The sequence below is a fragment of the Runella sp. R0.1_18 genome (genome assembly GCF_057652155.1).
The window spans coordinates 78,605-104,872 of sequence record NZ_JBYFCK010000022.1; the positions used below are offsets into that span (position 1 = coordinate 78,605).

Annotated in this window: 18 protein-coding genes and 1 other RNA gene; 5 read left to right on the plus strand and 14 right to left on the minus strand. The window is 43.9% G+C overall.

The annotated features are described in order from the left end of the window. Positions 1-35: 35 nt before the first annotated feature. The 11 genes from AC23P2_RS26320 to rbfA all read right to left on the minus strand — a co-directional run bounded on the left by AC23P2_RS26320 (position 36) and on the right by rbfA (position 12,928). Complete coding sequence (locus AC23P2_RS26320) at positions 36-4,520, minus strand: collagen-binding domain-containing protein (RefSeq protein ID WP_487775955.1); 4,485 nt, start codon at positions 4,518-4,520, stop codon at positions 36-38. Positions 4,521-4,947: 427 nt separating this feature from the next. Further along, positions 4,948-5,622, minus strand: coding sequence for a tRNA (guanosine(37)-N1)-methyltransferase TrmD (trmD, locus tag AC23P2_RS26325; protein ID WP_487775956.1), 675 nt, complete (start codon positions 5,620-5,622; stop codon positions 4,948-4,950). Between the two features lie 31 nt (positions 5,623-5,653). Further along, positions 5,654-6,226 carry a ribosome maturation factor RimM gene (gene rimM, locus AC23P2_RS26330; protein WP_487775957.1) on the minus strand — a complete coding sequence of 191 codons (573 nt, stop codon included), beginning with the start codon at positions 6,224-6,226 and terminating at the stop codon, positions 5,654-5,656. Positions 6,227-6,295: 69 nt separating this feature from the next. Further along, complete coding sequence (locus AC23P2_RS26335) at positions 6,296-6,814, minus strand: 30S ribosomal protein S16 (protein ID WP_472493114.1); 519 nt, start codon at positions 6,812-6,814, stop codon at positions 6,296-6,298. 144 nt (positions 6,815-6,958) lie between these two features. Then, a complete protein-coding gene (locus tag AC23P2_RS26340; protein ID WP_487775958.1) occupies positions 6,959-8,527 on the minus strand; it encodes an OmpA family protein in 1,569 nt (522 codons plus the stop codon). A 52-nt stretch (positions 8,528-8,579) separates the two neighbouring features. Further along, positions 8,580-8,987: RNase P RNA component class A (gene rnpB, locus AC23P2_RS26345), an RNA gene on the minus strand. Positions 8,988-9,082: 95 nt separating this feature from the next. Continuing rightward, positions 9,083-10,516 carry a DUF4403 family protein gene (locus tag AC23P2_RS26350; RefSeq protein ID WP_487775959.1) on the minus strand — a complete coding sequence of 478 codons (1,434 nt, stop codon included), beginning with the start codon at positions 10,514-10,516 and terminating at the stop codon, positions 9,083-9,085. Between the two features lie 39 nt (positions 10,517-10,555). Next, the gene (locus AC23P2_RS26355) at positions 10,556-11,038 is read right to left on the minus strand and encodes a glycoside hydrolase family 20 zincin-like fold domain-containing protein (RefSeq protein ID WP_487775960.1); all 483 of its coding nucleotides are present in this window, start codon (positions 11,036-11,038) and stop codon (positions 10,556-10,558) included. 16 nt (positions 11,039-11,054) lie between these two features. Next, a complete protein-coding gene (locus tag AC23P2_RS26360) occupies positions 11,055-11,390 on the minus strand; it encodes a tRNA-binding protein (RefSeq protein ID WP_028525286.1) in 336 nt (111 codons plus the stop codon). A gap of 12 nt (positions 11,391-11,402) precedes the next feature. Next, on the minus strand, positions 11,403-12,476 hold the full coding sequence (pheA, locus tag AC23P2_RS26365; protein WP_487775961.1) for a prephenate dehydratase: 1,074 nt from the start codon (positions 12,474-12,476) through the stop codon (positions 11,403-11,405). A gap of 68 nt (positions 12,477-12,544) precedes the next feature. Continuing rightward, positions 12,545-12,928, minus strand: coding sequence for a 30S ribosome-binding factor RbfA (gene rbfA, locus AC23P2_RS26370; protein WP_487775962.1), 384 nt, complete (start codon positions 12,926-12,928; stop codon positions 12,545-12,547). Between the two features lie 120 nt (positions 12,929-13,048). Here rbfA and AC23P2_RS26375 point away from each other — a divergent pair, with 120 nt between their 5' ends. Beyond that, a complete protein-coding gene (locus tag AC23P2_RS26375) occupies positions 13,049-16,576 on the plus strand; it encodes a CotH kinase family protein (protein ID WP_487775963.1) in 3,528 nt (1,175 codons plus the stop codon). Here AC23P2_RS26375 and AC23P2_RS26380 read toward each other — a convergent pair. From AC23P2_RS26380 to AC23P2_RS26390, 3 genes are all read right to left on the minus strand, one after another. Then, positions 16,573-17,232, minus strand: coding sequence for a DUF4276 family protein (locus AC23P2_RS26380; RefSeq protein ID WP_487775964.1), 660 nt, complete (start codon positions 17,230-17,232; stop codon positions 16,573-16,575). The two genes, AC23P2_RS26375 and AC23P2_RS26380, sit on opposite strands and share 4 nt — an antisense overlap. Beyond that, a complete protein-coding gene (locus AC23P2_RS26385; protein WP_487775965.1) occupies positions 17,229-18,359 on the minus strand; it encodes an AAA family ATPase in 1,131 nt (376 codons plus the stop codon). Before AC23P2_RS26385 ends, AC23P2_RS26380 begins: the two co-directional genes overlap by 4 nt. Before the next feature lie 61 nt (positions 18,360-18,420). Next, entirely contained in the window at positions 18,421-21,873 is a 3,453-nt protein-coding gene (locus tag AC23P2_RS26390; protein WP_487775966.1) for a methylmalonyl-CoA mutase family protein, read from the minus strand. A 107-nt stretch (positions 21,874-21,980) separates the two neighbouring features. Between AC23P2_RS26390 and AC23P2_RS26395 the strand changes: the two genes are divergently transcribed. The 4 genes from AC23P2_RS26395 (at position 21,981) to AC23P2_RS26410 (ending at position 26,171) form a co-directional block, all read left to right on the plus strand. Next, on the plus strand, positions 21,981-22,331 hold the full coding sequence (locus tag AC23P2_RS26395; RefSeq protein ID WP_487775967.1) for a single-stranded DNA-binding protein: 351 nt from the start codon (positions 21,981-21,983) through the stop codon (positions 22,329-22,331). Continuing rightward, positions 22,321-23,418: a tyrosine-type recombinase/integrase gene (locus tag AC23P2_RS26400; RefSeq protein ID WP_487775968.1), complete on the plus strand. Its 1,098-nt coding sequence runs from the start codon at positions 22,321-22,323 to the stop codon at positions 23,416-23,418. The genes AC23P2_RS26395 and AC23P2_RS26400 overlap by 11 nt, the downstream gene beginning before the upstream one ends. Before the next feature lie 204 nt (positions 23,419-23,622). Beyond that, on the plus strand, positions 23,623-25,419 hold the full coding sequence (locus AC23P2_RS26405; RefSeq protein WP_487775969.1) for a hypothetical protein: 1,797 nt from the start codon (positions 23,623-23,625) through the stop codon (positions 25,417-25,419). Positions 25,420-25,568: 149 nt separating this feature from the next. After that, positions 25,569-26,171 (plus strand): CbrC family protein, encoded by a 603-nt coding sequence (locus AC23P2_RS26410; protein ID WP_487775970.1) that lies wholly within the window; start codon positions 25,569-25,571, stop codon positions 26,169-26,171. Positions 26,172-26,268 lie beyond the last annotated feature (97 nt).

Consider the following 26,268-nt stretch of genomic DNA (forward strand, 5'->3'; position numbering starts at 1 on the left):
ATTTAGATGTATTATATGATAGAGCAGTAGATTTATTACTTTTTAATAGGCACACCGCCTTTTTTGGTTTGTTTGATTGTGAATGGCACGCACAAATCAGCTGGGCAGCAGTTGTTGCTGGCTTCAACAATAATAGGACAACACCCATCGGCTGGACAGGCATTTGACGAGGCCGTAAATGTATAAGTACCTGGTTCGGTGATAAGAATGGCATTTCCAGTAGCCACGGGCGTTTGTCCACCATCTTTAAACCATTGTACATTTTGGTATTTTTCAGGAATAGATGCTTGAATTGCATCACCTAAGCACACTTCTAATGGCACCGTAAAACACTCACTGTCAATATCATCTTCTTCTGTATTGCCATTGCAGGGTGTTGAATCTTCGTCTTTTTCAGTCATGGTACATATCTCAGCGGTATTAAACCATACGCCTTGTGCCACTACTTTGACAACCAATAATAGCACCGCTGTATCTCCTGGCGCGATAGAGCCGATTGTCCATGTTTTACTGTTAAAGTCATAATTTCCAGTAGCAGAGGCATAAGTAACGTACTCAACGCCTGCGTTTAGACTATCCTTGACCGAAACATTGGTAGCCGTTGACTGACCCTCGTTCCATACCTTGATGGTGTAAGTAAGGTTATCACCTATTTTGGCCACTTTTTTATTAATGGATTTATCAAGCGCAAGGTCGTATGCTCCTTCGCATGCCTTAAACGATGGCTGAGGAGCGGGTAAGGCAGACGTACAACCGTTGGCATCTTGTACAAAGATGATATTTCCACCCATTGTTTTTAATTGCAAACTGGCCACTTGGCCACCACCTGCCACGCCTGTAATAGTCTGAGTTACTCCTACAGGAATCGGCCCATTTCCGATGGATGCAAGACCTGTCGCTACTGTTACTTTAAATGTCCCCTGACTCGAAATCTTGAGCGTAACCGTGTATGTAGTATCTCCCGTACAAGCAGGAATCGAATCAAGCTCAAATTTTGGTAATGGTAGCACCGTATAAACTTTTTCTGCGAATGGGAAACAGTTAGGCTCACTCGTAGGGGGCACACTCAGTATTGCGTACATGTAGTATTTTACTGGAGCCGTACCATTGTTGACGGGTAAATTTAACCCAGGAACTCCGTTGGGAGCACTGGCAAAGAAGTTTTGTGGTTTCACTTCCTCCAGTAGTGTTCCACCCGAATACATGCTATTTCCTGTTTGTGGCGAAGTGAAGTAAACAAACTTTATAAGTTTAGCGGTATCTGAGACTTGAACACTCATCCCCTCCCCATAATAGCCCGAGCAAAGCGTATCGGTGGCATCCACCGCTGTAATGGTTGGACAGTTGCCCACGCATGGGGTAGGGTTTACCACTACTGATGTATCTTTGTAACAACCTTCGTTGCTAAATACCCGCACATAATAGGTAGTCGAGGCGGTTGTATTGGCAATATTTTGGGCAATGGTCGTAGGCAAGCTACTAATTTCAGTACCTTCCGACGCCGCCGTTGGTAGCGTTCCTGCTCCTGTAGTGTTAGAAGCGAAGAACTGGCCCACTGTAGCCGAGGTAAGTGCCACTCTACCATTATTCAAGGCTGTACCACCTTGGCAAGTAGGGTTTTGTGCTTGCACCGTAAACGTAGGTTTAGGACTAATGGCCAACGTTACTGGAATCCGTACTCCGTTTACTTCATTGTTACAACCTGAGGCTGTGCTTTTGGCTTGCATATAATAAGTGCCTACCGTCGTAACACTGAATGTGAGCGTATTAGAAGCTAAAAGCGTTCCTCCAGTAGCTGCACTGTACCAATCTACCGTCGTATTTTCACCTACCAATGCCGTGAAAGTCGGAGTAGGAATGCTAACTCCTTCACAAATTCCCACGTTTGCTGCCAATGCCGTCGGAGTCGTTGGAATACAAGCACAGTTAGGAGCAATGATGGTCGTATCTTTTGTACAGCCATTCAAGGTTGAAGTCAAGACCAGATTCTGCCCTGCGGTCACGTTTGAAATGGTATAAGTACCTGTTCCCGTGATGGTAGTTCCCGACGGTGAGCTTACCGTCACATTTCCCGTAGAAGTAATGGTAATTGAGTATATTGAATTACCTGCGGCACAATTGGCGATAACGCCACTAAAAGTTGGATAAGGTTTCATTGTTACCCCAACCTGTACGCCTGTGCTTTTACAGGTTGATGCCGTTGAACTAACACAAGCAACGTAATAATTGCGGGCCTGTGTCAAAGCAGGCGTTGTGAAGCTAACACCACTGCCAACTTCCGTCGTTAATGCCGACGAATCGTACCATTTTGGCACGGTACCTGCGGCACAATTAGACGCCGTTAAAGTGGCTGTTGTGCCTACACAAATCGCTACACTGGACGCGACAGGGGCTGCTATCGGTGGGCAGTTGACACTACAAATGGGTTTATTTACCGTCAGACGAGTGCGACATCCGTTTAGGGTTGCTGTGATGGTATATTGTGTTGTATCACTTCCAACTGTGACTGTGAAGGTCGTGCCACTTCCACTGACAAAGCCTGCGTTTGACGTAACGACCGCACCATTGTCAACGGTTACAGTAGTTGTATATTTTGAGGTATCGGATGAACAAACCGACGATACTAAAGTAAGTTTTGGCGCGGGAAGCACCGTGACGGTGATAGTATCTTTACCTGTACATTGGGTCTGCAACGACGTGATGGTGACGTAATAATCGGTTGTCACCAAAGGCTGTACCGTAATGCGCGCGGTGGTTACCCCCGTATTCCAAGCATAGGAGAAATTTGTACTATCAGTATATCCAAAAGTCAATTGAGTCCCTGGACAAATTGGGTTCAGCTGAATTTCGGGCACAACGACCGTCGTTTTTTGAACTCGAATTGTATCTGTACAACCACTACTGTTGGTCAATACAAACCGATAGAAACCTCTTTTATCCAAACTTGCGATATTACCCTGGGCGTCAATGGTCGCCACGTCGGTATTTGAACTATTATTGGGGTCATTGAAAGACAAAAACGACCATGTTTCACCCGTACTTGCCGCAACTACCTTGGCCGTAGTTTCACAAACAGTGATGTCTTGTCCCGCATTTGGTTTGGGCGAAACCGCCACTTGAATCGTATCTCTAAATACACAGCCCGTTGATGAAGATGTAACTGCCACACGGTAATCAGTGGTTTGGGTAGGGCTTACGGTAATCGTAGGAGTGGTTGCGCCCGTGCTCCACAAGTAGCTGACGTTCGACAACCCTTGGTAGCCAAAAGTTAAGTTTTCTCCTGGGCAAATCGACTTATCGGTAATGGTTGGCAACAAAAAACTAGATTTAGTCACAACAATCGTATCACTACAGTTGGCGTCTGATTGTCTTCTAAGGACAAATCTATATTGCCCCGAAACCGTCAAACCAGTAGCCAAGCCCGTGGTAAAAATGGTGGCGGCGGTATTATTATTTGAAGAAAGAAACGCCCACACTTCGTCCGAAGCTGGCGTTTTCAACTGAATTGACGTCACACAAATTGTTGTATCTTTTCCTGCGTTGGGCTTTACACAAGTCACAACTCCGCAGTCAACATTTCCCTCAAATGGGTAATGGTGCATTTCGCCTCCCGAATGCACAAAAGACTGCCCCACCAATTGTCCCTGAATATTCGATTGGTTGGCCGTTTTCACCACGGCGGCATTAGGCGCTAGGATACTACCTTCAATGGTTGCGTTTCCTTCAATGTTCAGTGTTGTTGCACTAGGGAAGTTCCAGATAATATATTTCATCGCCCCGCCCACATTCTGGTTTTTTACATTCCAAGTAAAAGAAGCACCCGTCGATACATTAATAACGAGGGGTTCGCTTGCCGTAGGAGTAAAGCGTAAATTCAGTTCATTGATGGCGTTCAAATCCGCTCCTGATACATTCCAAATACGGGGCTTGCCCGCAATGGGGCTTGCAGGCAAATCTAAGAATAGGTTTTGTCCCGAAATACTCGTCAAAACATCCCCATTGGCATTCTCCGTTACGACATTCGTCCCTTGACATTCTGCAAGAGACGAAGAATTGGCCTTTAGCGTAGTAAATACGGATGTAAAATTGATAGAAGTAGTTTCACAAACGGGGTTGTTGGTGCTACTTACTTGGTTCGGTTGGGCATATCCAGCCCAGCCGTCCGCTTGCGTATTGATTTGAATCCAGCTACTTGGCGAAGCATAACCTTCTGTATTTTTGGTAATACGTATTGGCGAAAACGCGTCGTTATTATCTTTATACCAAACCGTTAAACCAGTGCAATTGCCTATTTTAACGTACCCTTGGTTATTCATTTGCAACTGCCCAGAAGTCAGCGTCACTCCGCCACCTACCACAAGCCCAATCGGGATATTACCCACTTTCAAATCACCCACATTGACGGTGGTAATTTGGTAATTACCTCCCACAGTCAAATTGCCTCCGATAGCGACGGGTCCTTCACTCTCGTTGTTCGTCAATGTAGCATTGCCTTGGGTAAAAACATTAAACTTCCCCACACTGGAAAGTGGATTTTGCGCAATCGCGAAAAAAGGAAGTGAACTTATAAGTACGGACAACATCCATCCAATACTTAAATTTCTTGAAGATTGTCGAATAACAAGGCACGCATTAATGCGAAGCCTTGAATAGGGCTTGTAAAGAAACAACATAATAGAGTAGAGTAAGTACTGTTAAAATAAAGCACTTGCGATGAAGCTATATAACAGCAACCAAAAGAAAATTTTTCTAAAAAATGGTTTTCTTTCAGGTGGCATTATACCACTTTAACGTCCTTATTTTTAGGACAAAAACTATACCAAAAAGAGGAAGACAGTGACAACACCCTCAAAAACAAGAAGTTATATATTATACTTTCTTTTCACCAAAAGTATAAGTATCAAAATAGAATGTACAGGTATAGTCCACAAATTTTGTGCCATTTATTTAAGGCAGAAGGTCGGGGCGCCGCGCTTGTGTGCGTTCCAACGATTGTTGAAAGCGCCAATCAGAGATTTTAGCTTCGTGCCCCGAAAGTAGAATGTCGGGAACTTTCCAGCCTTCAAAATCGGCAGGGCGCGTATAAACAGGAGGCGCCAACAAATTGTCTTGAAAAGAATCGGTAAGGGCCGAAGTTTCGTCGTTTAGAACCCCAGGAATAAGGCGAATAACTGAATCGGCAATGACGCAGGCGGCCAACTCGCCACCAGACAGTACATAATCTCCAATGCTAATTTCTTTGGTAATAAAATGCGTTCTCACCCGCTCATCCACCCCCTTGTAGTGGCCACAAAGAATGATTAAGTTTTCGGTGAGCGACAGTCGGTTTGATGTTTTTTGGTTAAGACGCTCGCCATCGGGCGTTACGTAAATCACCTCATCGTAGGTGCGTTCGCTCTGAAGTTGTCGAATACAGCGCGCAATGGGCTCAATGGTGAGTACCATTCCAGCCCCCCCTCCAAAGGCATAGTCATCCACTTGGCGTTGTTTGTTAAGACTATAGTCGCGCAAGTCATGCACAACCACCTCCACATGCCCACCCTCTTGAGCACGTTTTAAAATAGAGTGTTCAAAAAAACTATCTAACAAACGAGGCAAACAAGTGATGATGTCAATGCGCATAGGTATAATTCTTATAACTTTTTGTAGGCGACTAATCTTCTATTTCACTATCATCGTCATCAGCGACGGCGTTCATTCCTTCGGTATAAACATCCACTAAACCCTCTGGAAGGCTCACATTCATCACTTTTTCTTGACGATTTACGCCTTTGATAATGTCATCATTGACAGGAATGAGCACTTCTTGTCCCTGATACTCCATCGCAATCAGATCCTGCGTAGCCATGCTATAGACAGTTGTCACTAAGCCCAATGCGCCCAAAGTAGCGTCTATAATTCTAAAACCAACAATTTCGTGGTAATAAAACTTCGACCCATCCAGTTCATCAAGGGTATCTTCTGGCAAGAATAGTGGACAATTAATCAGCGGAGTAGCCTGTTCGATGGAGTGAATATCTTCAAACTTCACGATGGCTTTATTTCCCCGTTGAATGTTAATTTGTTCGATAAAGTAAGGAATTAACTGTCCTTTTATTTCGACAAAGACAGACTCCATCTGCTCGTAGTCGTCAGGAAAGTCAACGTCAAGGAAGATAACCACCTCCCCTTTCGTTCCATGGGTACGAGTGACGTGGCCGAGTTGAAAACAATCGTTATGCTGCATGATGTCTAAAAAACAAAAAATGGTATGGGGCTAAACGAATAGACCCATACCATTTGTAAAAAGAGAAAATTATTCAGCTGCTCCTTCGGCTGGGGCTGCCTCTTCGGCTGCTGCCTCAACTTCTGCTACTGCCACTGCATTTTTCTTTGCAATAGCGGCCGCACGTGCTTCATTCACTTTGCGTTCTGCATCTAGTTTTGCCAATTTATCATCTGCTTGTTTTTGAGTCAAGCCTTCAGATTTGGCATCATTACGTGAAGCTTTTTCTTGTTTCCAAGCTTCAAAACGAGCATCAGCAACTTCTTGAGTGATTGCCCCTTTTCTTACCCCTACTTGCAAGTGCTTACGCAACATTACACCTTCGTGGCTCAAAAGCGCGCGAGTTGTATCTGTAGGTTGAGCACCATTTAAAAGCCATTTTACCGCTTTATCAACGTTCAAAACAACTTTTGCAGGGTTAGCAATTGGGTTGTATGTACCCAATTTTTCAATGAAACGACCATCACGTGGTGCTTTAGCATCTGCTACGACGATGTCGTACATTGCTCCTTTTTTGCGTCCGCGACGCGCTAAACGAATTCTTACCATTGTTTTTGTTCAGTTTACTATATGAAGGAACACGTCCTTCGTGTGTAACGTGGGCGCAAAAGTACGCGATTTTACTTAAAAAACAAAATGGGCATTGCTTCAAAAGCAACGCCCATCTGTTCTTTTTATAAGAATCGTTACCGATTATTTCTTCTTTCTAGGCTCTTTGGCTACTTTACCAGGCTCTTGATCTTTCTTTTTACCCGTACGGAAACCTGCAGGATAAGAAGAACGAATTGAGTTCATTGGCAAAATACGAATCTCTACCCGACGGTTACGGCTCATTCCTTCTACTGACTTATTGTCAGACACTGGGCGCAACTCTCCGTAGTATTCTACCAATACGCGACTTGGGTCTTGCATACCGTTACGAATCAAGTAACGTTTAGCAGCTTCCACCCGACGCTTCGACAACTGAATGTTATAATTATCAGATGCACGGGCATCGGTATGGCCTACAATCACTGCGCGGCAGTTTGGACGCACGTTCAAGAGGTCAATTACTTGCTTCAAGATTTGCTGAGATGGATCTTTGATGATGGCTTTATCAGTATCAAACTCAATATTACCAAACATCGCCTCGCACTCTTCTTTAGGCAAATTTTTCGCAATGATGTCTTTCACGTATTTTTCCAAATCCATCGCAACCCCACCTCCAGACACAATGCTGTTGGCTGGTGTGTTGGGTTCTTTATCGAACAAGTCAGCTACGCCATCACCATCTGTATCGGTAAACAAGCGCGGATCAACTGGCTTAGGCATATTTGCTTTAGCAATCGAGTCCGCATCGTTCATGGTAGGATTATACGGCGGGGCAATCAAATCCATTGGATTGGTATAACGCAAGTGGTAGCGGCCTTTGGCAGGGTCATGTACCCAGTTTCCTTTGGCATCTTTTTTAGCCATCACCGCATTCTTACCAATTTTATAGGTGAGCGAAAGTCCAATGCTTCCCCATTTATCTAACTTTGAGTCACCTTTTCTAAACAACCAAATATCTTGACGAGGATATTGTTCTGAACCACCTCCACCGTAAGTTACGTCTAATTTTTCCGTATTTACGTGATTGAGGGTAAAATCTAAACCAATGTCGATTCTAGGAGATGCTTCAAAATGAATGGCCGAACCGATTGGGAAAACAATTTCACGGGTATAAGTCGAACCGTCGCGTTCCCACTCACCTGCTGTTTTAGAGCTTCGGTTAGTATTTGTACGAATCAATTCCACTGATTTACCAGTACCTAAGCGATACACCCGCGAGTTGAACCACATGTAGCCATAACCAGCGTACACATCCCACTTCCAGCGTTTCAGCTTATTGTATCCAAACAAAATCGGCTTGAGGTTTGCGTGGGCGTTGATGGTGGTCTGTAAAAACCCTTTACTTTCAAAATGGGCATTGTAAATACGCTCTTTTGAACCATTCAGGTTTCCAGTCCAAAAATTGAGACTAGCGCCAAAGATAGGCGTTACTTGCTTGTGGAGCGCAAGTCCAAGGCCGCCCGTCAAATGTTCTTCGGGGCCGAGTTTAAAATCATACTGACGAAGATCCCCATAAAATTGGGTAAGAGCCGGGGTAATTGTAAGTGCCCATGTATTTAACTTGTTTGGACCTTCGTAGCCCGCGCTTTTAGGGCTAGGCGACTGAGCATTGGTCTTTGCTACAGCCAACGATAACAAAAATAGAGTGGACAGTAAATTAATTTTTTTCATGGGCAATGAGTGTTGTTTACTGCAAAATAGTATTACAAAACTTTTTTTTAATAGCGTAATCGGGCCTATAAGCCGGATTCTGTTTATCAATTTAACTTGACAATCTTATCATTTATCTGGCTTCAACGTTGCCGTTGAAATCTATCAACCTACCCATGCCGACACCTCCGAAGAGAATTAGAACGAGTAGCTCTAAAATCGACACTTATTTGGTCTTTCAGCCCGTAAGGTTTACCGTGCCCCGTCTGTCGCCAGCCGAGCGGTGGGCTTTTACTCCACCTTTTCACCTTTTCCATTTCTTATTCAGAAACGGTAGTTTATTTTCTGTTGCACTTGCTGTCAAATAGCCGTCGCCAACTATCTGCCTTCCCGTTAGGAAGTACGGTACTCTGCGCTGTCCGGACTTTCCTTCCTGCCCTCAACATAAAGCGAGAGCAGAACGATAAGACGGCCTCGATAACGCTATCGGGTACAAAGCTATAAAGAGTTCGCCTCTTTAAAAATCAAATAAAAAGAAAAAAATCGTAAATACCATGAATAGGGGCGCTTTTTACCCTACAATAAGCCGTCTATTTTGACGTCAATCTGTCCTTTTGCCACAATTAATGCCACCAAAGAGGTCGGTGTTAGATAGACTTGGTCGGGGTCAAGATGGTCTAATCGCCCTCCAAATGCCACTCCTTTGGCCACTTTCCGATTGGTAAGCTGTTGGCGAATAGCTTTTTGCGCTTCATCCACCTGATCACCTACCGAAAACACAAACTGCTGTTCTATCTGCTTGGCAAACTTTCCTTGTAAAAGCCAGTTGGCCGTTTTCAACAACACATTCTTGGTGTCTAAATCATAATCAACATTTTTCAACGATAACGTTCGTGAAGCTGCATCATAATGCGGAATTCCTTTTAAATAAATGACGCCATTGATACTTCCCTTCACCCCCGATTTGATAATCAGCTTATCGTTCTGACCATAAATATCAACACTCGTCACCTCAATTTTGTATTTTCCTTCTTTAAAATCGAACCGTTTTCCTACAAATTGCGTAGCTGCTAACTTCGATGCTTCTTCGTATGGCACCACACCAATCAAGCCAATCTGAAAGCCTTTGGGAATATCTTTCACAATCATCAAATTAGGAATTTCGGTCGCGGGTTTGATGGTTGGCTTTTCTCCCGTGAGGGTTTGGGTAAAGCCCCTGATGCCGATACTTGTGCTAATTTTTCCTTTATCAACTTGGAATGGTGTCATTAAAATATCAGTCGGAGTAACAACCAGCCAAGTACGGTATTCTTCTGACAATTGACGCGGCTCTCTGATGAGGTTCCATGCCTGCACTACGTATGGTTTTACTTCGATGCTCTCTTGGATATTTTTATCAATGGCCTTGGAAAATGTCTCAAGGTTTTCGGAAATTTTACGGCTGATGATGCCCGTAATTGGGATTTCGATGTTGGCTACTTTGATACTCGGCTTGGTTACCCAATCAAACCCCGCAGATACCGTCTGAGAACGCACTTTCCAGTCGGGATCAACGCCAAAACGCGTCATAAATTTAAGATTGATTTGAAATTCGGTTGCTTGTGCCCCCGTAATACCTAAAACTTGGTAAGATTTTTCTCCCCAAATTTTCAGCGGAACAGTGTAGTACAACAGCGAATCGCGGGCTTCTGCTACGATGAGCGCCCGTTTCCATACTTTTATTTTAAATCCTTCTTGGCGGTCGTTATCTTCATAAATCAAGCCTTGCACTTGTGTATTGAGGTGGCGCGTCAGTTCGGCAATCGACAGTTCGATGGGAACGTGAACCGTCGATTTATGTTTTTCACTCTGAATATCCATGTTCGTGTGTTTATACGATTCAGTAGGTGCTTTGGGCTGCGTGGTGGTGGATGGCTGGCAACCCGTTAATACTAAAAAACAAACTACGGGTAAAAAAAGCAACGACTTTGAAAAGCGAAAACAAATAACAAATGGCTGTTTTTGTAGCATGGCAGTTAGGTGCAAAAGCACGCGTTATTGTGGGTTAAATTAAGGTTGGTCTTCGATATAACAACAGGGTATTTTCCAATCAACTCCTTGTACGCGTTGGGCGCCCATAATGGCCTGTGGCATGAGTTGTTTCAGGGCATGGATACCCGCAGCAAATCCTTGCGGCTGCTCGGCGGTAATGACGATACGCTGGGGTGAAATATCCAAAAAATAGCCTTTGTGACCCAATTTCAGGTCTTTGCCTGGTACAAGATTGATACCTTCTTTAACGCGAAAATTACCCGCAAACACGCGCGTATCGTGCCCCGACACCAGCCCAATGGTTTGCGCAAACTCTTCTGCAAAGTGGCGCAAGTGAGGGTCGGTGCTAGTGACGGCAATCAGCAAAGTTTTAGGGAAAACAAAATGGCCATTTTTGGGCACTAAATGCGCTGGTTTGGGAACAATCGGGTAAGTTGACTGCGCCAAGGCTGCTCCCCAACTCGCTACGCTTAACCACAGATACAAGCAGATTTTTTTCACCTTTTTCGTTCTTGAATTAGGCCAAACGTGCACCATTGGGGACGGGACGCTCGGGCTGAGATAGCACCACTTCGCCATCGGGCAGCACAAATCCCGTCACGAGTACTTCCGACATAAAATCGGCCACTTGTTTTGGGGGAAAGTTGGTCACACAAATCACTTGGCGACCTAGCAGTTCTTCTTTTGTATAAAGTTTCGTTACCTGCGCAGAACTGCGCTTTGTCCCGATTTCGGCTCCTAAATCAACCCAAATTTTGTAGGCTGGTTTCCGCGCTTTTTGAAAGTCTTCCACCTGCACAATTGTCCCTGCGCGAAGTTCCACTTTTTCAAACTCTTGCCACGAAATATCCATTGTCACTGTTTTTTACGTGTTTTTAACGTAGCTACCAAGCAATTTGATATAACTGCGGTGTTTTTTAAACACTTTCTGTACATTCTCGTCCTTGAAATACCCCTCTAATTCAATAAAAAACCAAAAATTAAAATCCTCGCTTCCTTTGTAGGGGCGGCTTTCGATTTTGGTTAAGTTGATATTAGCCCGTTTAAAATCTTGAAGAAAGCCTGCCAACACGCCAGGTTTCTCGGTATCAGGCAAACGTGCAATGATGGTCGTTTTATCATTTTCACTCGGCTGATTGACAAAGTCTTTGGCCAAAATAAAAAAGCGAGTGCGGTTGTTGCTGTTGTCTTCGATGTTATCAAAAAGCACAGGTAAGCTAAACAAACGTGCCGCAATCACAGAGCAAATAGCCGCGCTTTCGGGGTCTTCGGAAGCCAATTTAGCAGCTTTCGATGTTGACTCTACCTGAATTTCTTCGGGCTGAGTTTGTTCAAAATACTTGTTTAAAAACCCACGACACTGACGAAAAGCAATGTCTTTTGAGTAAATACGTTTGATTTTAGAAGGATTTTCGCATTCTGTGGCAAGGGCAAAATGCACTGGAATTTTGAGCTCGGCAGCAATACTAATGCTGGTTTCATTCAGCAAGTCAACCGTCTCATAGACAATCCCTTCTTGATTATTTTCGATGGGAATTACTCCAAATTTTGCCCGTCCCGTATCCACAGCCTCAAACACCGATTTAATCGTTGGAAGGGTCATGTACTCACTCATTCCGCCAAAACGGCTTTCGGCCGCTTGGTGGGTAAAACTTCCTTCGGGTCCCAAGTATGCAATGCGTTCGGGAAGTTCAATATTTCTCGCCGTGGCAAAAATCTCCAGATAAATCGCCTCGATTGCCTCGGGCGTCAGCATCCCTTTGTTCTGTTTATTAAGCCTATCCAAAATTGATTTTTCGCGTTCAGGGCGATAAATCACCGTCTTAGTAGCTCGTTTTAATTCTCCTACCTTATGCACCCACTGCATTCGTTGATTGAGGAGAATAAGTAATTGATCATCAATGGCATCAATTTCTCGACGGATGTCTTCTAAAGTCATTTTTTGGTTGGGTTAAAAACAAAACAGCGGTTAGTGGTCAGTGAAGAGCGGCCAGCACAAATAGTATATTATTTGTTGTCAGGAGTGTCGCCATCGGCAGGCGGTGGAATGGTCAGACCCGCAAAGAGTGAGTCCATTTTGGCGGCATACTCGGCAGTGTCATCCAAATAATAATGTAATTCAGGAACTATGCGGAGTTGGTGGCGAATTTTAGTTCCTAACAACTGACGAATAGATTTGTGACGTTCTTGGATTTGTTCGAGTAATAATCCTTTGTTTTTGGCGGCCAAAAAACTCAAATACACCCTTGCTACGCTCAAATCAGGCGACATACGCACGACGGTCACGGTAATAAAGGCATTGTCAAACCACGAACGGCCTTCTTTTTGAAATATATCGCTCAAATCTTTTTGGATTTGACGCGCCACTTTTTGTTGTCTTTTCGATTCCATACATATAGGTCGATGAAACGTACTTTTCATCTTTTTTGCAAAGGTACAAAATTCTAAAACGCGAAAGTGGTACGGTTTTTGTTCAAGAGCTAAAATAGCAAATCAGATCACTCAGCGACCATGCCTAAATTCTACACCTTTGGAATACTTTTTCTGATAATTGGCTCATTTTCCAGTGCCTTTGCGCAGACGTTTACCTCTTCCAATCTCCCCATTATTGTCATCACAACTGGTGGGCAAACGATTGCAGATAACCCCAAGGTAAATGTCAATATGGGCATCATTGACAACGGCCCAGGGAATCGAAATTATTATCGAAACCCTGCCAATAATAACCAGCCTGACCCTTTCAATAATTATAACGGAACGGTAGGCATCGAACACCGTGGTTCATCTTCCCAATTTTTCCCCAAAAAGCCTTACGGTTTTGAAACACGTACCGAAACAGGTGACGACCTCAAGGTGTCTTTATTGGGAATGCCCAAAGAAAGCGACTGGATTCTGAATGCCAGCTATACCGATAAAACCCTCATGCGCGACGTACTGACGTACCATTTGTCAAACCAAATGGGAATGTATGCTACGCGTACCAAGTTTGTTGAATTAGTGGTTGATGGCGATTATAAAGGCGTTTATATATTGATGGAGAAAATAAAACGGGATGCGAATCGGGTCAACATTGCCTCACTCAAACCCGCCGATAATTCGGGCGATGCCCTTACGGGAGGGTACATCCTGAAGGTAGATAAAAATACAGGAAGTGCCGATGCGTATTGGAAGTCGCCTTATCCTGCCAATAACCTGATGGAAATCAACATCATGCTTGAATACCCCAAGAAAGAAGACATTACCACCGAGCAATTTGAATACATCAAAAACCATTTTACAAATTTTGAGCATACCCTCAACGGCCCTAACTTCAAAGACCCAACCAACGGGTATGCCAAGTACATTGATGTCAATACGTTTGTTGATTATTTTTTACTTACCGAACTGACCTACAATATTGATGCGTACCGACTGAGTGTTTTTTTCTACAAAGACCGCGATAGCCGCGATTCAAAAATAAAGATGGGGCCAGCTTGGGATTATGACCACTCATACGGAAATGCCAACTATTGTAAAGGTTGGGAAACCAATCATTGGGCGTATGATTTTGTGCGGGAGTTTTGTCCACAAGACGACAAGCAAACCCCTACTTGGTGGGCACGTTTACTGCAAGACCGTGAGTTTTGTCTCAAAGTCCGTGAACGCTGGAAGCAGCTTCGCCAAAACCAATGGACCAACAGCAATATCACAACTTTTGTGAACCAAAACGTCGCACTCCTTGGCGAGTCTCAGGTGCGCAATTTTCAGCGCTGGCCACTGTTGGGCGAATGGATTTGGCCTAATTATTATTGGGGGAACACCTACCAAGAAGAAATTGATTGGTTTAAAAACTGGACAGAACAGCGTCTCAGCTGGCTCGACGCCAACATCCCTCGTGTGGGTGCCTTGGCCAACGAACCCGCCGATTGTGCCTCGGTGACAAAACCAACCGTGACTTCACCTGTCAATTATTGTATTGGCCAAACCGCAGCTGCACTTTCCGCAGCTGGTGTAAGCCTAAAGTGGTACACTCAAGCAACGGGCGGCACTGGCACCACCTCCGCTCCTACGCCATCGACTAGCAATGCAGGTACAACCGCCTATTATGTCACCCAAACCATCAATAATTGTGAAAGTACGCGGGCGCAAATCGACGTAATAGTAGCCTCTCAAGCCACCCCTCCTACGGCGACCACGTCCGTTGAATACTGCCAAGGTCAAACAGCATCGGCTCTTACGGCCAATGGCGCAAACCTAAAATGGTACACGGCACCTTTTGGAGGGACAGGCGTAACCACCGCACCTACCCCCTCAACTTCTGCCGCTACCTTGACCAGCTATTTTGTTTCTCAAACCGTGAATGGCTGCGAGAGTAGTCGTACCCAAATCAATGTCAATGTCAAAAACCGACCAGATATTCCGCACACGGTAGCCAGTCTCAATTACTGCCAAGGCCAAACAGCTTTGCAACTGTCGGCCAGCGGAACGGCCTTATTGTGGTATAATACAGCAACGGGCGGCACTGGTACTACGGGAGCTCCCATCCCTTCCACAAACACAGTCGGGACAACCTCCTATTTTGTGAGCCAAACTCTTAATGGTTGCGAGAGCAATCGTGCCGAAATCAAGGTCAACGTAGGCACCAAAACCACTGCTCCTAGCGCGTCCAACGTTGAATATTGTCAAGGACAAACAGCTTCGCCTCTCGCGGCGGTTGGAAATGATTTGTTGTGGTACACTTCTTCGACGGGAGGTGAGAGCAACACCACAGCCCCCACCCCCTCCACTGCTAGTCCCAACATTTTGAGCTATTTTGTTTCACAAACCATCAGCGGATGCGAAAGCAACCGAACTCAAATAATGGTGACCATTCGCAGCAAACCCAGCCTTCCAGAGGTGGTCAATCCACCAAGTTATTGTCAGGGAGATGCCACCAACCCACTTAGCGCCACTGGCTCAAACCTAAAATGGTATGACATTGCAGTAGGTGGAACGGCGAGTAATACTGCTCCTAGCCCTTCTTCGGCCACAGCGCGCACGGTTGCTTATTACGTCAGTCAAACTGTTAATTCGTGCGAAAGTAGCCGCGCCATGATACCCGTCACCATCAAAGCCAAACCTGTTCCGCCTGCGGTTTCTGGTTCGGTCAATTATACCCAAGGGCAAGTACCGTCGGCTTTGAGCGCCACTGGCACTTCATTGAAATGGTACAGTTCATCAACAGGTGGAACGGGCAATTTGGCAGCCCCAACCCCTTCTACGACCTCCACAGGAAGTACTTCTTATTATGTAAGCCAAACTGTAAACGGCTGCGAAAGCGACCGCTCGTTAATTACAGTGCTGGTAAGCCCTCCGTCTCAAGTGACGGCTTGTATCGAAACCAAAGTATTGTTAGAAGGTGCCATGAATGGAACCACCATGCACACCAAACTCAACCAACTTGGATTGCTCCCAGGACAAACGCCTAAGGATGCGTTGGCAACCAAAACGGCTGCTGGTCAGCCCTACAAAAATGCGCCTTGGAATTATCCTGGTAATGAAGGCTCTGAAATCTATTCTCCTGATGTAGTTGACTGGGTATTGGTTTCGTTGCGGACGTCGCCCGAAGAAGCAAGTTCGACTATCTTTAAAACCTCTGGATTGCTTTTCAAAGACGGTACTGTACAAACCACAGGAGCTTGCCCTGTGGTTAATCCCACCCAAACGCTGTTTGTTGCCATCGAACACCGCAACCACATCGGAGCGGTATCGCACGATGCCGTAGCGGTCGTAAACAATAAAATTAGCTATGACTTCACAAAACGCCAATCGTACGTTCCTGCGGGGCTTCCCGCGTCGGGGCAGTTGCAAGTTGGCAGTGTTTTCTGCCTTTTTGCCGCCGATTCCTATAAAACGTCTTTTGCCGAAGTGAACGCCAACGATGCTTCAATTTGGCTCAACGAAAACGGCAAGTTTGGGCTCTACAAACTCAGCGACTTCAACTTAGACGGTGAAATCAATGCCAATGACAACTCTATTTGGCGACGAAACAACGGCAAGTTTTCGGGAGTGAAGTTTTAAATATTAATCAGTTTATTGACCCAATCCCTAAAATGAGGGCATTTTAGTAAAACACTATCAATACCATTTTCCAAGGCAATCATCCCGCCTTGGAATGGCTTTTGATAGTTGGTGATAATATTTAGCATCCGTTTGGAAGGTGCTGTCAACGGGTTATCGTTTATGTCCTCTGGATTGGGAAAAAGTTCTATGATTCTTTTAAACTCATTGATTTTTAGCACATCATTTCCAAAACAGTACGCAAACCCCTCAATAGAAGAAAATAGTAACGCTTCAAACTCATGCAATTGGATGTAAGGAATAAAGTTAGAATGACCAATGTCTTGGCGCAAGCTTTCTTCTAAATACAAAACCCGCTCGAGCGAACTTTTTACAACTATTTCATCCCCGTATCCTGGGAAATCTGCGGGTAAGGCATAAAAATCAATAAAGGTCGTTACTGTGAGTGTATTGCTTTTTACGAGCCTTACCAAATCTCTTCTCACCTGACCATAATTATCTATTCCACCTTTAAAATTCCTTCCCCCCTTGACAATTTTTGTATTAATAATGGTTGGATTAAGGTGTTTACCATGCTGATTCAAAAATGGGTTAAGAACACTTTTGACAAATTCTTCTTCCGTTTGACCTTCAACCAAAATTAAAACTTGTTTCATGGTCGGCCTCCAATTAAATTTTTCTCCCAAATTTCACCAAGCGCATAATCATCTTGCCAAAGCGTCAGTTCATTCTCGTCAATACGGCGAAATACCGATTGTCCTTCACTTCTATCAACCACGATAATATCCTGTGGAGTAAATTGATTTATTAGCGTCACTGATTGCGTTGAAATTATAAGCTGTGTTCGCTCAGAAGCCATTTTTATCAATGATGCTAACAAATGAATGGCCGATGGATGCAACCCCAATTCTGGTTCGTCGATAATAATTGTTTCGGGCAACTCAGGCTGTAAAAGGAGCGTAGCCAGGCACATCATCCGAAGAGTACCATCTGACAAACTATGTGCATTAAAATACAAATCAGACCCTTTTTCAGACCACTCAAGACGGATTTTATCAGGATTAAGGGCGCTTGGTTTTAAATCAAAGCCATGAAAAAATGGTGCAATTCTTCTAATGGTGGTTTCAATCTGACGGTAATTTTCGACGTGTCTTTCCTTCAAACGATACAAAAAAGCCGCAAGATTAGAGGCATCTTCCCTTAAAAACTGATTATCGTCCAAGTCACCTGTATTTTTCACTTTTGCCGAATCGCTTGTATCATGAAAATGATATACTTTTAATCCTTTACAAGCTTTAATAGCATAAAATGAAACACCATTAGTTCCTCCGTAAGAATTTGAATCAGTTCTATTGTATTCTTCTAATTTGCTCTCAGAATGACCCACTCCTAAGGAATGCTCATTATTATTCCCACCTAAGCCTTCTCGATAACCTATTGATTCTAAAGTAAAGTAAAAACCATCAGTAGTGTTAGGAGCTAGGCGCGCTTCGTACGAAGTATAAACATTTTCAAGTCGCGAATTCAGGTTATCGAAAGTAATTTTAAAACCTATTTCTGGAGAAATTTTACTACCAAAAAAAAGCAAGTTATTGGCGCCTCCATTTCGTGCAACATACGCTTCTAAGTTTCGACTAATAATCTGATTCAAAAACTTAAAATAAGAGATAAAATTGGACTTTCCTGCACCATTCCCTCCTATCATAATATTAATATTCCCAAAAGACAGATTTAACTTTCTAATGGACTTAAAATTTCGTATTTTGATACTTTCAATTTTCAAGGCAGTAAAGTTTACTTTCTAACATGTTACTTTTGTAAAAATGCACATTTTTCTGAAAAAATCACATATTTCGTCGGTACTGGCCTCCTACTTGGTACAGTGCCGATGAAATTTGACCGAGGGTACATACCTTCACTGTTTCCATCAGGCATTCAAACAAATTGCCGTTCTGAAGAGCCACTTGTTGAAGGTTCGCCAATGCGGCCTTGGCTTGGGCTTCGTTGCGCTGCTGAAAAGCTTTTCTCGACGCAACGGCGTATTGCTTTTCTTCGTCGGTCGAGCGAATCACCTCGGCAGGGAGCACCGTGGGAGAACCTTTTTCATCCAAAAACGTATTGACCCCGATAATCGGCAACGCCCCCGTATGCTTCTGCATTTCGTAGTACATCGACTCCTCTTGGATTTTGCTGCGTTGGTACATACGCTCCATCGCCCCCAAAACACCACCGCGCTCGTTAATGCTCAAAAACTCCTGATACACGGCCTCTTCTACCAAATCGGTTAGCTCTTCCACAATAAATGCTCCTTGTAGTGGGTTTTCGTTTTTGGTTAACCCAAATTCGCGGTTAATGATGAGCTGAATTGCCATAGCACGGCGCACACTTTCCTCGGTAGGCGTGGTGATGGCCTCATCGTAGGCGTTGGTGTGCAACGAGTTGCAATTGTCATAAATCGCCAACAAAGCCTGCAAGGTCGTTCGGATGTCGTTGAAAGCAATCTCCTGCGCGTGCAAACTCCGCCCCGACGTCTGAATGTGGTACTTGAGCTTTTGGCTGCGGTCGTTGCCTTTGTATTTATTTTTCATGGCTTTGGCCCAAATCCGACGCGCTACCCGCCCCAAAACGGTATATTCAGGATCCATTCCGTTGGAGAAGAAAAACGACAGGTTCGGTGCAAAATCGTCGATGTGCATACCACGGCTGAGGTAGTATTCCACAAACGTAAAACCGTTGGAGAGCGTAAACGCCAACTGCGAAATGGGATTGGCGCCCGCTTCGGCAATGTGGTAACCCGAAATCGAAACCGAATAAAAATTTCGGACTTGATTTTCAATAAAATACTGCTGAATATCGCCCATGAGTTTCAGGGCAAATTCAGTGCTAAAAATACAGGTATTTTGGGCTTGGTCTTCTTTCAGGATGTCGGCTTGTACCGTTCCACGTACTTGACGTAAGGTATCGGCTTTGATTTTTTGATAGACGTCGGCAGGCAGCAGTTGGTCGCCCGTGGTGCCGAGGAGTGCCAAACCGAGGCCGTTGTTGCCTTCGGGAACCTCACCTTGGTAAGCAACCTCACCCCTAGCCCCGCTCCTTACAGGCGAGGGGAATTCTTGCTCCCTTCTCCTGTCAGGAGAAGGGCTGGGGCTGGGGTTGAGGTTATGCAAATACTTCTCGCACTGCTGATCAATGGCCGCGTTGAGAAAAAACGCCAGTACTATGGGCGCGGGGCCGTTGATGGTCATGGACACCGAGGTGTTGGGGTCGCACAGGTCAAAACCACTGTATAGTTTTTTGGCATCGTCGAGGGTGCAGACGCTTACGCCTGAGTTCCCTACTTTGCCATAAATATCGGGACGCAAATCAGGATCTTCACCGTAGAGCGTCACCGAGTCAAAGGCCGTGGAAAGGCGTTTGGCAGGCATCCCTTTCGACACATAGTGAAAACGGCGGTTGGTGCGTTCGGGGCCGCCCTCCCCCGCAAACATCCGCGTGGGATCTTCGCCCTCGCGTTTGAGCGGAAACACACCCGACGTATATGGATAAGCGCCAGGAACATTTTCGGTCAGTAGCCACCGCAGAATATCGCCCCAATCGTGGTACTTGGGCAGGGCTATTTTCGGGATTTTCAGGTGCGACAACGTTTCATGCCACAAATCTTGTTCAATGATGCGGTCGCGTACCTTGAATTGATACTTTTCGGCACGGTATTTTCTCACCGTTTCGGGCCACTGTTCGAGCAAGTACTTGCAGTCGTAGTGCAAACGGGCTTCCAACTCGACGTATATTGCTTTGAGTTCGTCAATATTGACACCATTTTCCAACTTCGCCAATGTTTTAAGCGTACCGTCCAACTGATACAATTGCCTAGCCAACGCCACTTGTTCGTTGACAAACTGCTCATACGCTCGCGCATTCTCCACGATTTCGGCCAAATACCGCACACGATCCGAAGGAATGATTCCGAGTGACGAATGTCGATTGAAGAGTGTCGAATCTCTGGTTTTTCTACCACCCATTACCCACTGTTCTTTGCCACTCTCCTCTTGCCCTTCGCTATTTGCCCTTTGCCATTTCCCCTCCAGCAGCTCCAGCACTTTGGCGTAGAGGGCGTTCATACCTGCGTCGTTGAATTGACTGGCTATGGTGCCAAAGATGGGTAATTGTTCATCAGGAACATCCCAAAGGTTGTGGTTGCGGCGGTATTGTTTCCTGACGTCGCGCAGGGCATCGAGCGAACCGCGTTTATCGAATTTATTGATGGCAATAATGTCAGCAAAATCGAGCATGTCGATTTTTTCCAATTGCGTAGCCGCTCCGTACTCCGCCGTCATCACGTACAGCGAGACGTCGGAATGTTCGGTGATTTCGGTATCCGACTGACCAATGCCTGACGTTTCGACAATAATCAAATCAAAATGAGCCGCTTTGCAAATATCAATGGCATCTTGTACGTGCCGACTGAGTGACAAATTGGACTGCCGCGTGGCCAACGAACGCATATAGACCCGCCCCTTGGCGATGTCGGGATGCAGGGAGTTCATCCGAATACGGTCGCCCAACAACGCCCCGCCAGATTTACGTTTGGTAGGATCAACGGAGATCACAGCCAAGGTTTTATCTTCAAAATCGAGCAAAAAGCGCCGTATGAGTTCGTCAACCAACGACGATTTTCCCGCCCCGCCCGTTCCTGTGATACCGAGGACCAGAGCCCCCTGACCCGCGCGGCGGTGGTGCGCCACTGCGACCGTCCCAATGGGGGTAAAAGAACCGTTTTCGGCTTGAGAGATTAATCGGGCAATGTCTTGATAATTGGCTCCCTGGCCCCCAATGGGGGAAATTACAGTTCCCCCATTGGGGGCCAGGGAGCGTAACAAATCATCAATCATCCCTTGCAGTCCCATGGCGCGACCGTCGTCGGGAGAGTAGAGGCGGGTGATGCCGTAGGCGTGGAGTTCAGCGATTTCGCTGGGCAAAATCGTGCCGCCTCCCCCGCCAAAAATCTTGATATGGCCTGCGCCGCGTTCTTGCAGCAAGTCGTACATGTACTTAAAAAACTCCACGTGCCCCCCTTGATAACTCGTAATGGCAATGCCATGCGCGTCTTCTTGGATGGCACACTCCACAATCTCCAACACGGAACGGTTGTGTCCTAAATGAATCACCTCAGCACCAGATGCTTGCATGAGCCGACGCATGATGTTGATGGCGGCATCGTGACCGTCGAACAGGCTGGCTGCCGTGACGATTCTGATAGGATAAGTGAGCGAGATGGGTTTTTGAGTGACTTTTTCCATGTTCTGACGTTTACCAATAAAATTCACTGCGAAGGTAGAAGAAAGATGTATCTAACCTAGTTGATTCTTCCTTGTTTTTACTCAAAACATCCTATACAACAAACATTATGCGAGGTTTAAATAAAGTTACTTTGATTGGCAATTTGGGCGACGCACCCGACTATCAACAGCTTGAGGGCAACATTTCGGTGGCAAAATTTTCACTGGCAACGACCGAAGTGTTTAAAGACAAAAACGGTCAATCACGTACCGAGACCGAGTGGCACCAAGTTATCTTGTGGCGAAATTTAGCTGAATTAGCGAATAATTATTTAAAAAAAGGAAGTATGGTCTATGTTGAAGGGAAACTAAAAAACCGAAACTATGACGCTCCAGATGGGAGCAAAAGATACGTAACCGAAATCATCGCAGAGCAGTTAATAATGCTTGATAAACGTCCCGAAACCAATGCCAAGTAACCCACCTTTCCCCGACGAATGGCAGTTTGAACTGTCCGTGCATAACGATAAGCCCGTGATTTTGATTCGGTTTCCCTTTAACAACGCGCATCATGCGCTTGTACGTACACTTACTGGGGCTCGCTGGAGTCAGTCCCAAAAAGCTTGGTACGTACTCGACACGCCTGCGTACCGCGAACGATTTGGCTTAAAAATTGACCCTGCGGGTAAAGAAGTACTATTGCATATCCATGCCATCAATCAACCTGCTTTGCTACGGCTGATTGAAACCCTTGAACTCAAAGCTTATAGTCCCAGCACGATTAGGACGTATCGCAATGAGTTTGCTCAACTGTTATACATCTTGAAGGACAAACCCGTAGACGAACTAAGCGCTGCGCGCCTCCGCGACTATTTTTTGTATTGTACCAACACGCTCAAGCTATCCGAAAATACGCTCCATAGCCGCATCAATGCCGTAAAATTTTACTTTGAGCAGGTATTACATAGAGAACGTTTTTTTGTAGAAATACCCCGTCCCAAAAAGAAGGTCATATTACCCAATGTTCTGGCTATCAATCAAGTAGAAAAGCTATTTTCACAACTTGAAAATCTCAAACACAAGACTATGATTTATTTGGCCTACTCGGCTGGCCTGCGGGTGAGCGAGGTAGTCAATCTCCGCATCAAAGACATCCACTCGGCTCGAATGGTGATCAACATCAAAGGAGCAAAAGGCAAAAAAGACCGTTCAGTCGCCTTATCAGAAGGAATCTTAGAACTTCTGCGAAAGTACTATGTAGCATATCAACCCAAAGACTGGCTTTTTGAGGGACAATACAGTGGCGAGCCATACAGTATACGAAGTTTACAGAGTATTTTCCATCGTGCCAAAGATGCTGCCAAGATTATCCAAGATGTGACCTTTCATAGCCTACGCCACAGCTATGCCACTCATTTGCACGAAGCCGGCACAGATATTAAACTGATTCAAGAGCTACTCGGTCATAACGACATCAAAACAACCCTCCGCTACACCCACGTGAGCAAGCGGACTCTCGACAATATTAAGAGCCCATTTGACTCTCTAAAACTTAAAAAAGAATAAATTTGGGAATCAGAAAACCTTTTTTTAGCTTTGGTATAACAAGCAACAGTAGCCAACAATACAAAAAGTACGGCATACCTAACAATACGAAAAGTACGGCACGAATAATACAGTAATAAATAAAAATAGTACAGCAAATATCTTGAAATTACTGCAAAACTTTCGTATATTTGGGAGTTAGCTGCAAGCTTAAATAAAGAAAGAATGGGAATATTCAGTAAAAAAAAAACAGAAATAAGTTCTTCAGAAAGGTCATTACAAGAAGAACCAAATGCTATAAATGAACGACCAAGAATTTGCTGCATTGATATTGATGACAGCTCTATAAACATTTTAGAAAAAAACGGTTTCAATATTTATGCTGGAACATTAGGTAAGAAAATTAATGTTCCAAATACAACTAGAAAGGAGAATCACCAATTACTATTAAATTTTGACTTCCCTTCAAATTTGCATGAGTTTGACATTATTATAATGGATTTAGAATCCGACGCCAAAATCCCATATAATCCAGAAGAACATATCCGAAAAAATCATACTGGTAAAAGCGCAGTTGCCCTTTTAAGTAGCTACCCTGAGACTGTTTTTGACCCTAGACCATTAAGTAGTCTAATTCTAAATGACCGTTTAAACCAAATTGGAAAACGACCACATATAATTATTGCTTTTACCGTTGATTCCTACGATATAGAGTATGAGACTATAAGAATTTCAGAAGGGTACCCAGAAAGACAAGGCGTTGAAAAATACAGTATATATTCATTCGCTGGACATGCCCCTTTATCAACTCCAAAAGAAGGAAAAGAAATGACGGTTACTGTTGGTAGAGAGGATTTGAAGAAACTTTTAGAATCACATCTAAGTAAAACTATTTACAATCAAACATTTTATCACCCCACTATTTGGGATTCCAACAAGCAAATTCCGAATCCTGATGTTGTGCCTTTAATCAAAAATTCTAGTGGAGACATTGTCTCTTTGTGCGAGTTCAGAGATAATTCAATAATTTTCTATTTTCCACAAATAGAGGACAAAGGAGATTTTTTAAATTCATTTTTAACTCGCATTGCTCCTGATTTAATGCCTGATTTATTTCCATTCTCGACTACCTTTAGTTGGACAGAATCACAAGATTATTGGCTACCAAAACATAAAGAACTTTTAGATCAGCATAATAAAATTCAGATTGAGTACGATGAAAAGTTAAAAAGCAAGGAACTAGAGATAATTAATAATAAAGAACAATACTCTTTTCTACATGAAATACTGACTGAATCAGGTGACAAATTAGTAGATGCCCTCATTAAATACTTTAAATGGCTAGGGTATAAAAAAATAAACAAGATAGACGAGGAAAAATCAGAATCAAAAATTCTTGAAGAAGATATCCAAGTTGAACTTCCAAATGGAATATTAATAATCGAATGTAAAGGTATTGGAGGAACATCAACAGATTCAGATTGCAGTCAAATTTCAAAAATTAAACATAGACGATGTAAAGAGAGGGGCAAGTTCGATGTATTTGCGTTGTATATAGTGAATCACCAGAGATATCTACCACCTTTGAATAGACAAAATCCTCCTTTCACAGATAATCAAAAACAAGATGCTGTTAATGACGAAAGGGGTTTATTGTCAACGTGGCAACTTTTTAAGGCATACAACGAAATCGAAAACGGTATTTTAGTAAAAGATGATGTAAAAAAGGACCTATTGAATTTTGGCTATATTGAGCTCTTACCTAAAAACTTGTTGCTAATCGATGAACCGCTAGAAATATTCAAAGATGGAGAAGTTTGTATTGTGAATATTAGCAATATCGAGTTAAAGATATCTGAAGAAATATTAGTTGAAAAAAATGGCATTTTCCAAAAGAACATCATCGAAGGCATTCAATTAAATGAAAAACCAGTTTCATCAGCAAATAATGGTGAATTAGGACTAAAATTAAAATATAAAATCAAAAAGAAATCAAGACTTTGGAAGAAAGCCAGCAGCTAACAGCCGTTTTGCAAAAGCGGGGGTTTCGAACTTCTTTGACAGTGAAGTGCTAAATTCAAATTTTGTGCATCTAATGAAGTTTTGTGCTGAAAATCCCCGCCTTCGCAAAGCTGCAAAACGTTGGTGGCAAGTTTAAACGACCCTACATTATGACATTCAAATACTTTGACAATCCAGAACTTTTTGTTGGACTTCGTGACACAGAAACAATTTGCGACACTTGCCATCAAAGCAAACTTTGTTTTGACGCAGAGGCTTTTTATGGTTCTGACGACTTAACTTCTATCTGCCCAGAATGCTTAGCAAGTGGAAAATTGACAGATTTAAATTCATTTACTTGCGATGGTGACATAAAAAGTTTAGTTGAACAATTGAAACAATTAAATCCTCTTTTGACAGATAATGAAATTCAGGAAATTGCTAAACAAAAGACTACTGAATTAGAAAAGACAACCCCTCATTTAATTACGTGGCAAGATTGGAGTTGGCCCTGTTCGGACGGAGACTATTGCAAATTCATTGGCTATGGTTCTAAACCGTTTTATATTGACTTAGCTAAAGACATTCCAGTTGAAGATTTTTTTAAAGCAACATTTTACGAACCTGAATTTTATAACGACGACTTATGGACAGACGCATTGCCCGACAAATTAATAAAGGACTATAAAGACAGCAACCAATATGGAACGCTGTTTTATGTTTTCAAAAGTATTAACTCTGACAAAATAATAACAACGTGGGATTGTGATTGACGTGAAGAAAACCTGCCACCAATAACTAAGCATTCGTGGTGGCCGTAGGCCAAGCCATGAAGGCGCTGTTGAACGAAAGCTTCGGTAGCGGCGAGTG

What these genes read in the sequence shown, in the direction of transcription:
- AC23P2_RS26375 (WP_487775963.1), top strand. Translation starts at nt 13,049, where the DNA reads ATGCCTAAATTCTACACCTTTGGAATACTTTTTCTGATAATTGGCTCA.
- AC23P2_RS26380 (WP_487775964.1), bottom strand. Translation starts at nt 17,232, where the DNA reads ATGAAACAAGTTTTAATTTTGGTTGAAGGTCAAACGGAAGAAGAATTT.
- AC23P2_RS26360 (WP_028525286.1), bottom strand. Translation starts at nt 11,390, where the DNA reads ATGGATATTTCGTGGCAAGAGTTTGAAAAAGTGGAACTTCGCGCAGGG.
- AC23P2_RS26405 (WP_487775969.1), top strand. Translation starts at nt 23,623, where the DNA reads ATGGGAATATTCAGTAAAAAAAAAACAGAAATAAGTTCTTCAGAAAGG.
- AC23P2_RS26390 (WP_487775966.1), bottom strand. Translation starts at nt 21,873, where the DNA reads ATGGAAAAAGTCACTCAAAAACCCATCTCGCTCACTTATCCTATCAGA.
- trmD (WP_487775956.1), bottom strand. Translation starts at nt 5,622, where the DNA reads ATGCGCATTGACATCATCACTTGTTTGCCTCGTTTGTTAGATAGTTTT.
- AC23P2_RS26400 (WP_487775968.1), top strand. Translation starts at nt 22,321, where the DNA reads ATGCCAAGTAACCCACCTTTCCCCGACGAATGGCAGTTTGAACTGTCC.
- AC23P2_RS26340 (WP_487775958.1), bottom strand. Translation starts at nt 8,527, where the DNA reads ATGAAAAAAATTAATTTACTGTCCACTCTATTTTTGTTATCGTTGGCT.
- AC23P2_RS26410 (WP_487775970.1), top strand. Translation starts at nt 25,569, where the DNA reads ATGACATTCAAATACTTTGACAATCCAGAACTTTTTGTTGGACTTCGT.
- AC23P2_RS26335 (WP_472493114.1), bottom strand. Translation starts at nt 6,814, where the DNA reads ATGGTAAGAATTCGTTTAGCGCGTCGCGGACGCAAAAAAGGAGCAATG.
- rimM (WP_487775957.1), bottom strand. Translation starts at nt 6,226, where the DNA reads ATGCAGCATAACGATTGTTTTCAACTCGGCCACGTCACTCGTACCCAT.
- rbfA (WP_487775962.1), bottom strand. Translation starts at nt 12,928, where the DNA reads ATGGAATCGAAAAGACAACAAAAAGTGGCGCGTCAAATCCAAAAAGAT.
- AC23P2_RS26350 (WP_487775959.1), bottom strand. Translation starts at nt 10,516, where the DNA reads ATGCTACAAAAACAGCCATTTGTTATTTGTTTTCGCTTTTCAAAGTCG.
- pheA (WP_487775961.1), bottom strand. Translation starts at nt 12,476, where the DNA reads ATGACTTTAGAAGACATCCGTCGAGAAATTGATGCCATTGATGATCAA.
- AC23P2_RS26395 (WP_487775967.1), top strand. Translation starts at nt 21,981, where the DNA reads ATGCGAGGTTTAAATAAAGTTACTTTGATTGGCAATTTGGGCGACGCA.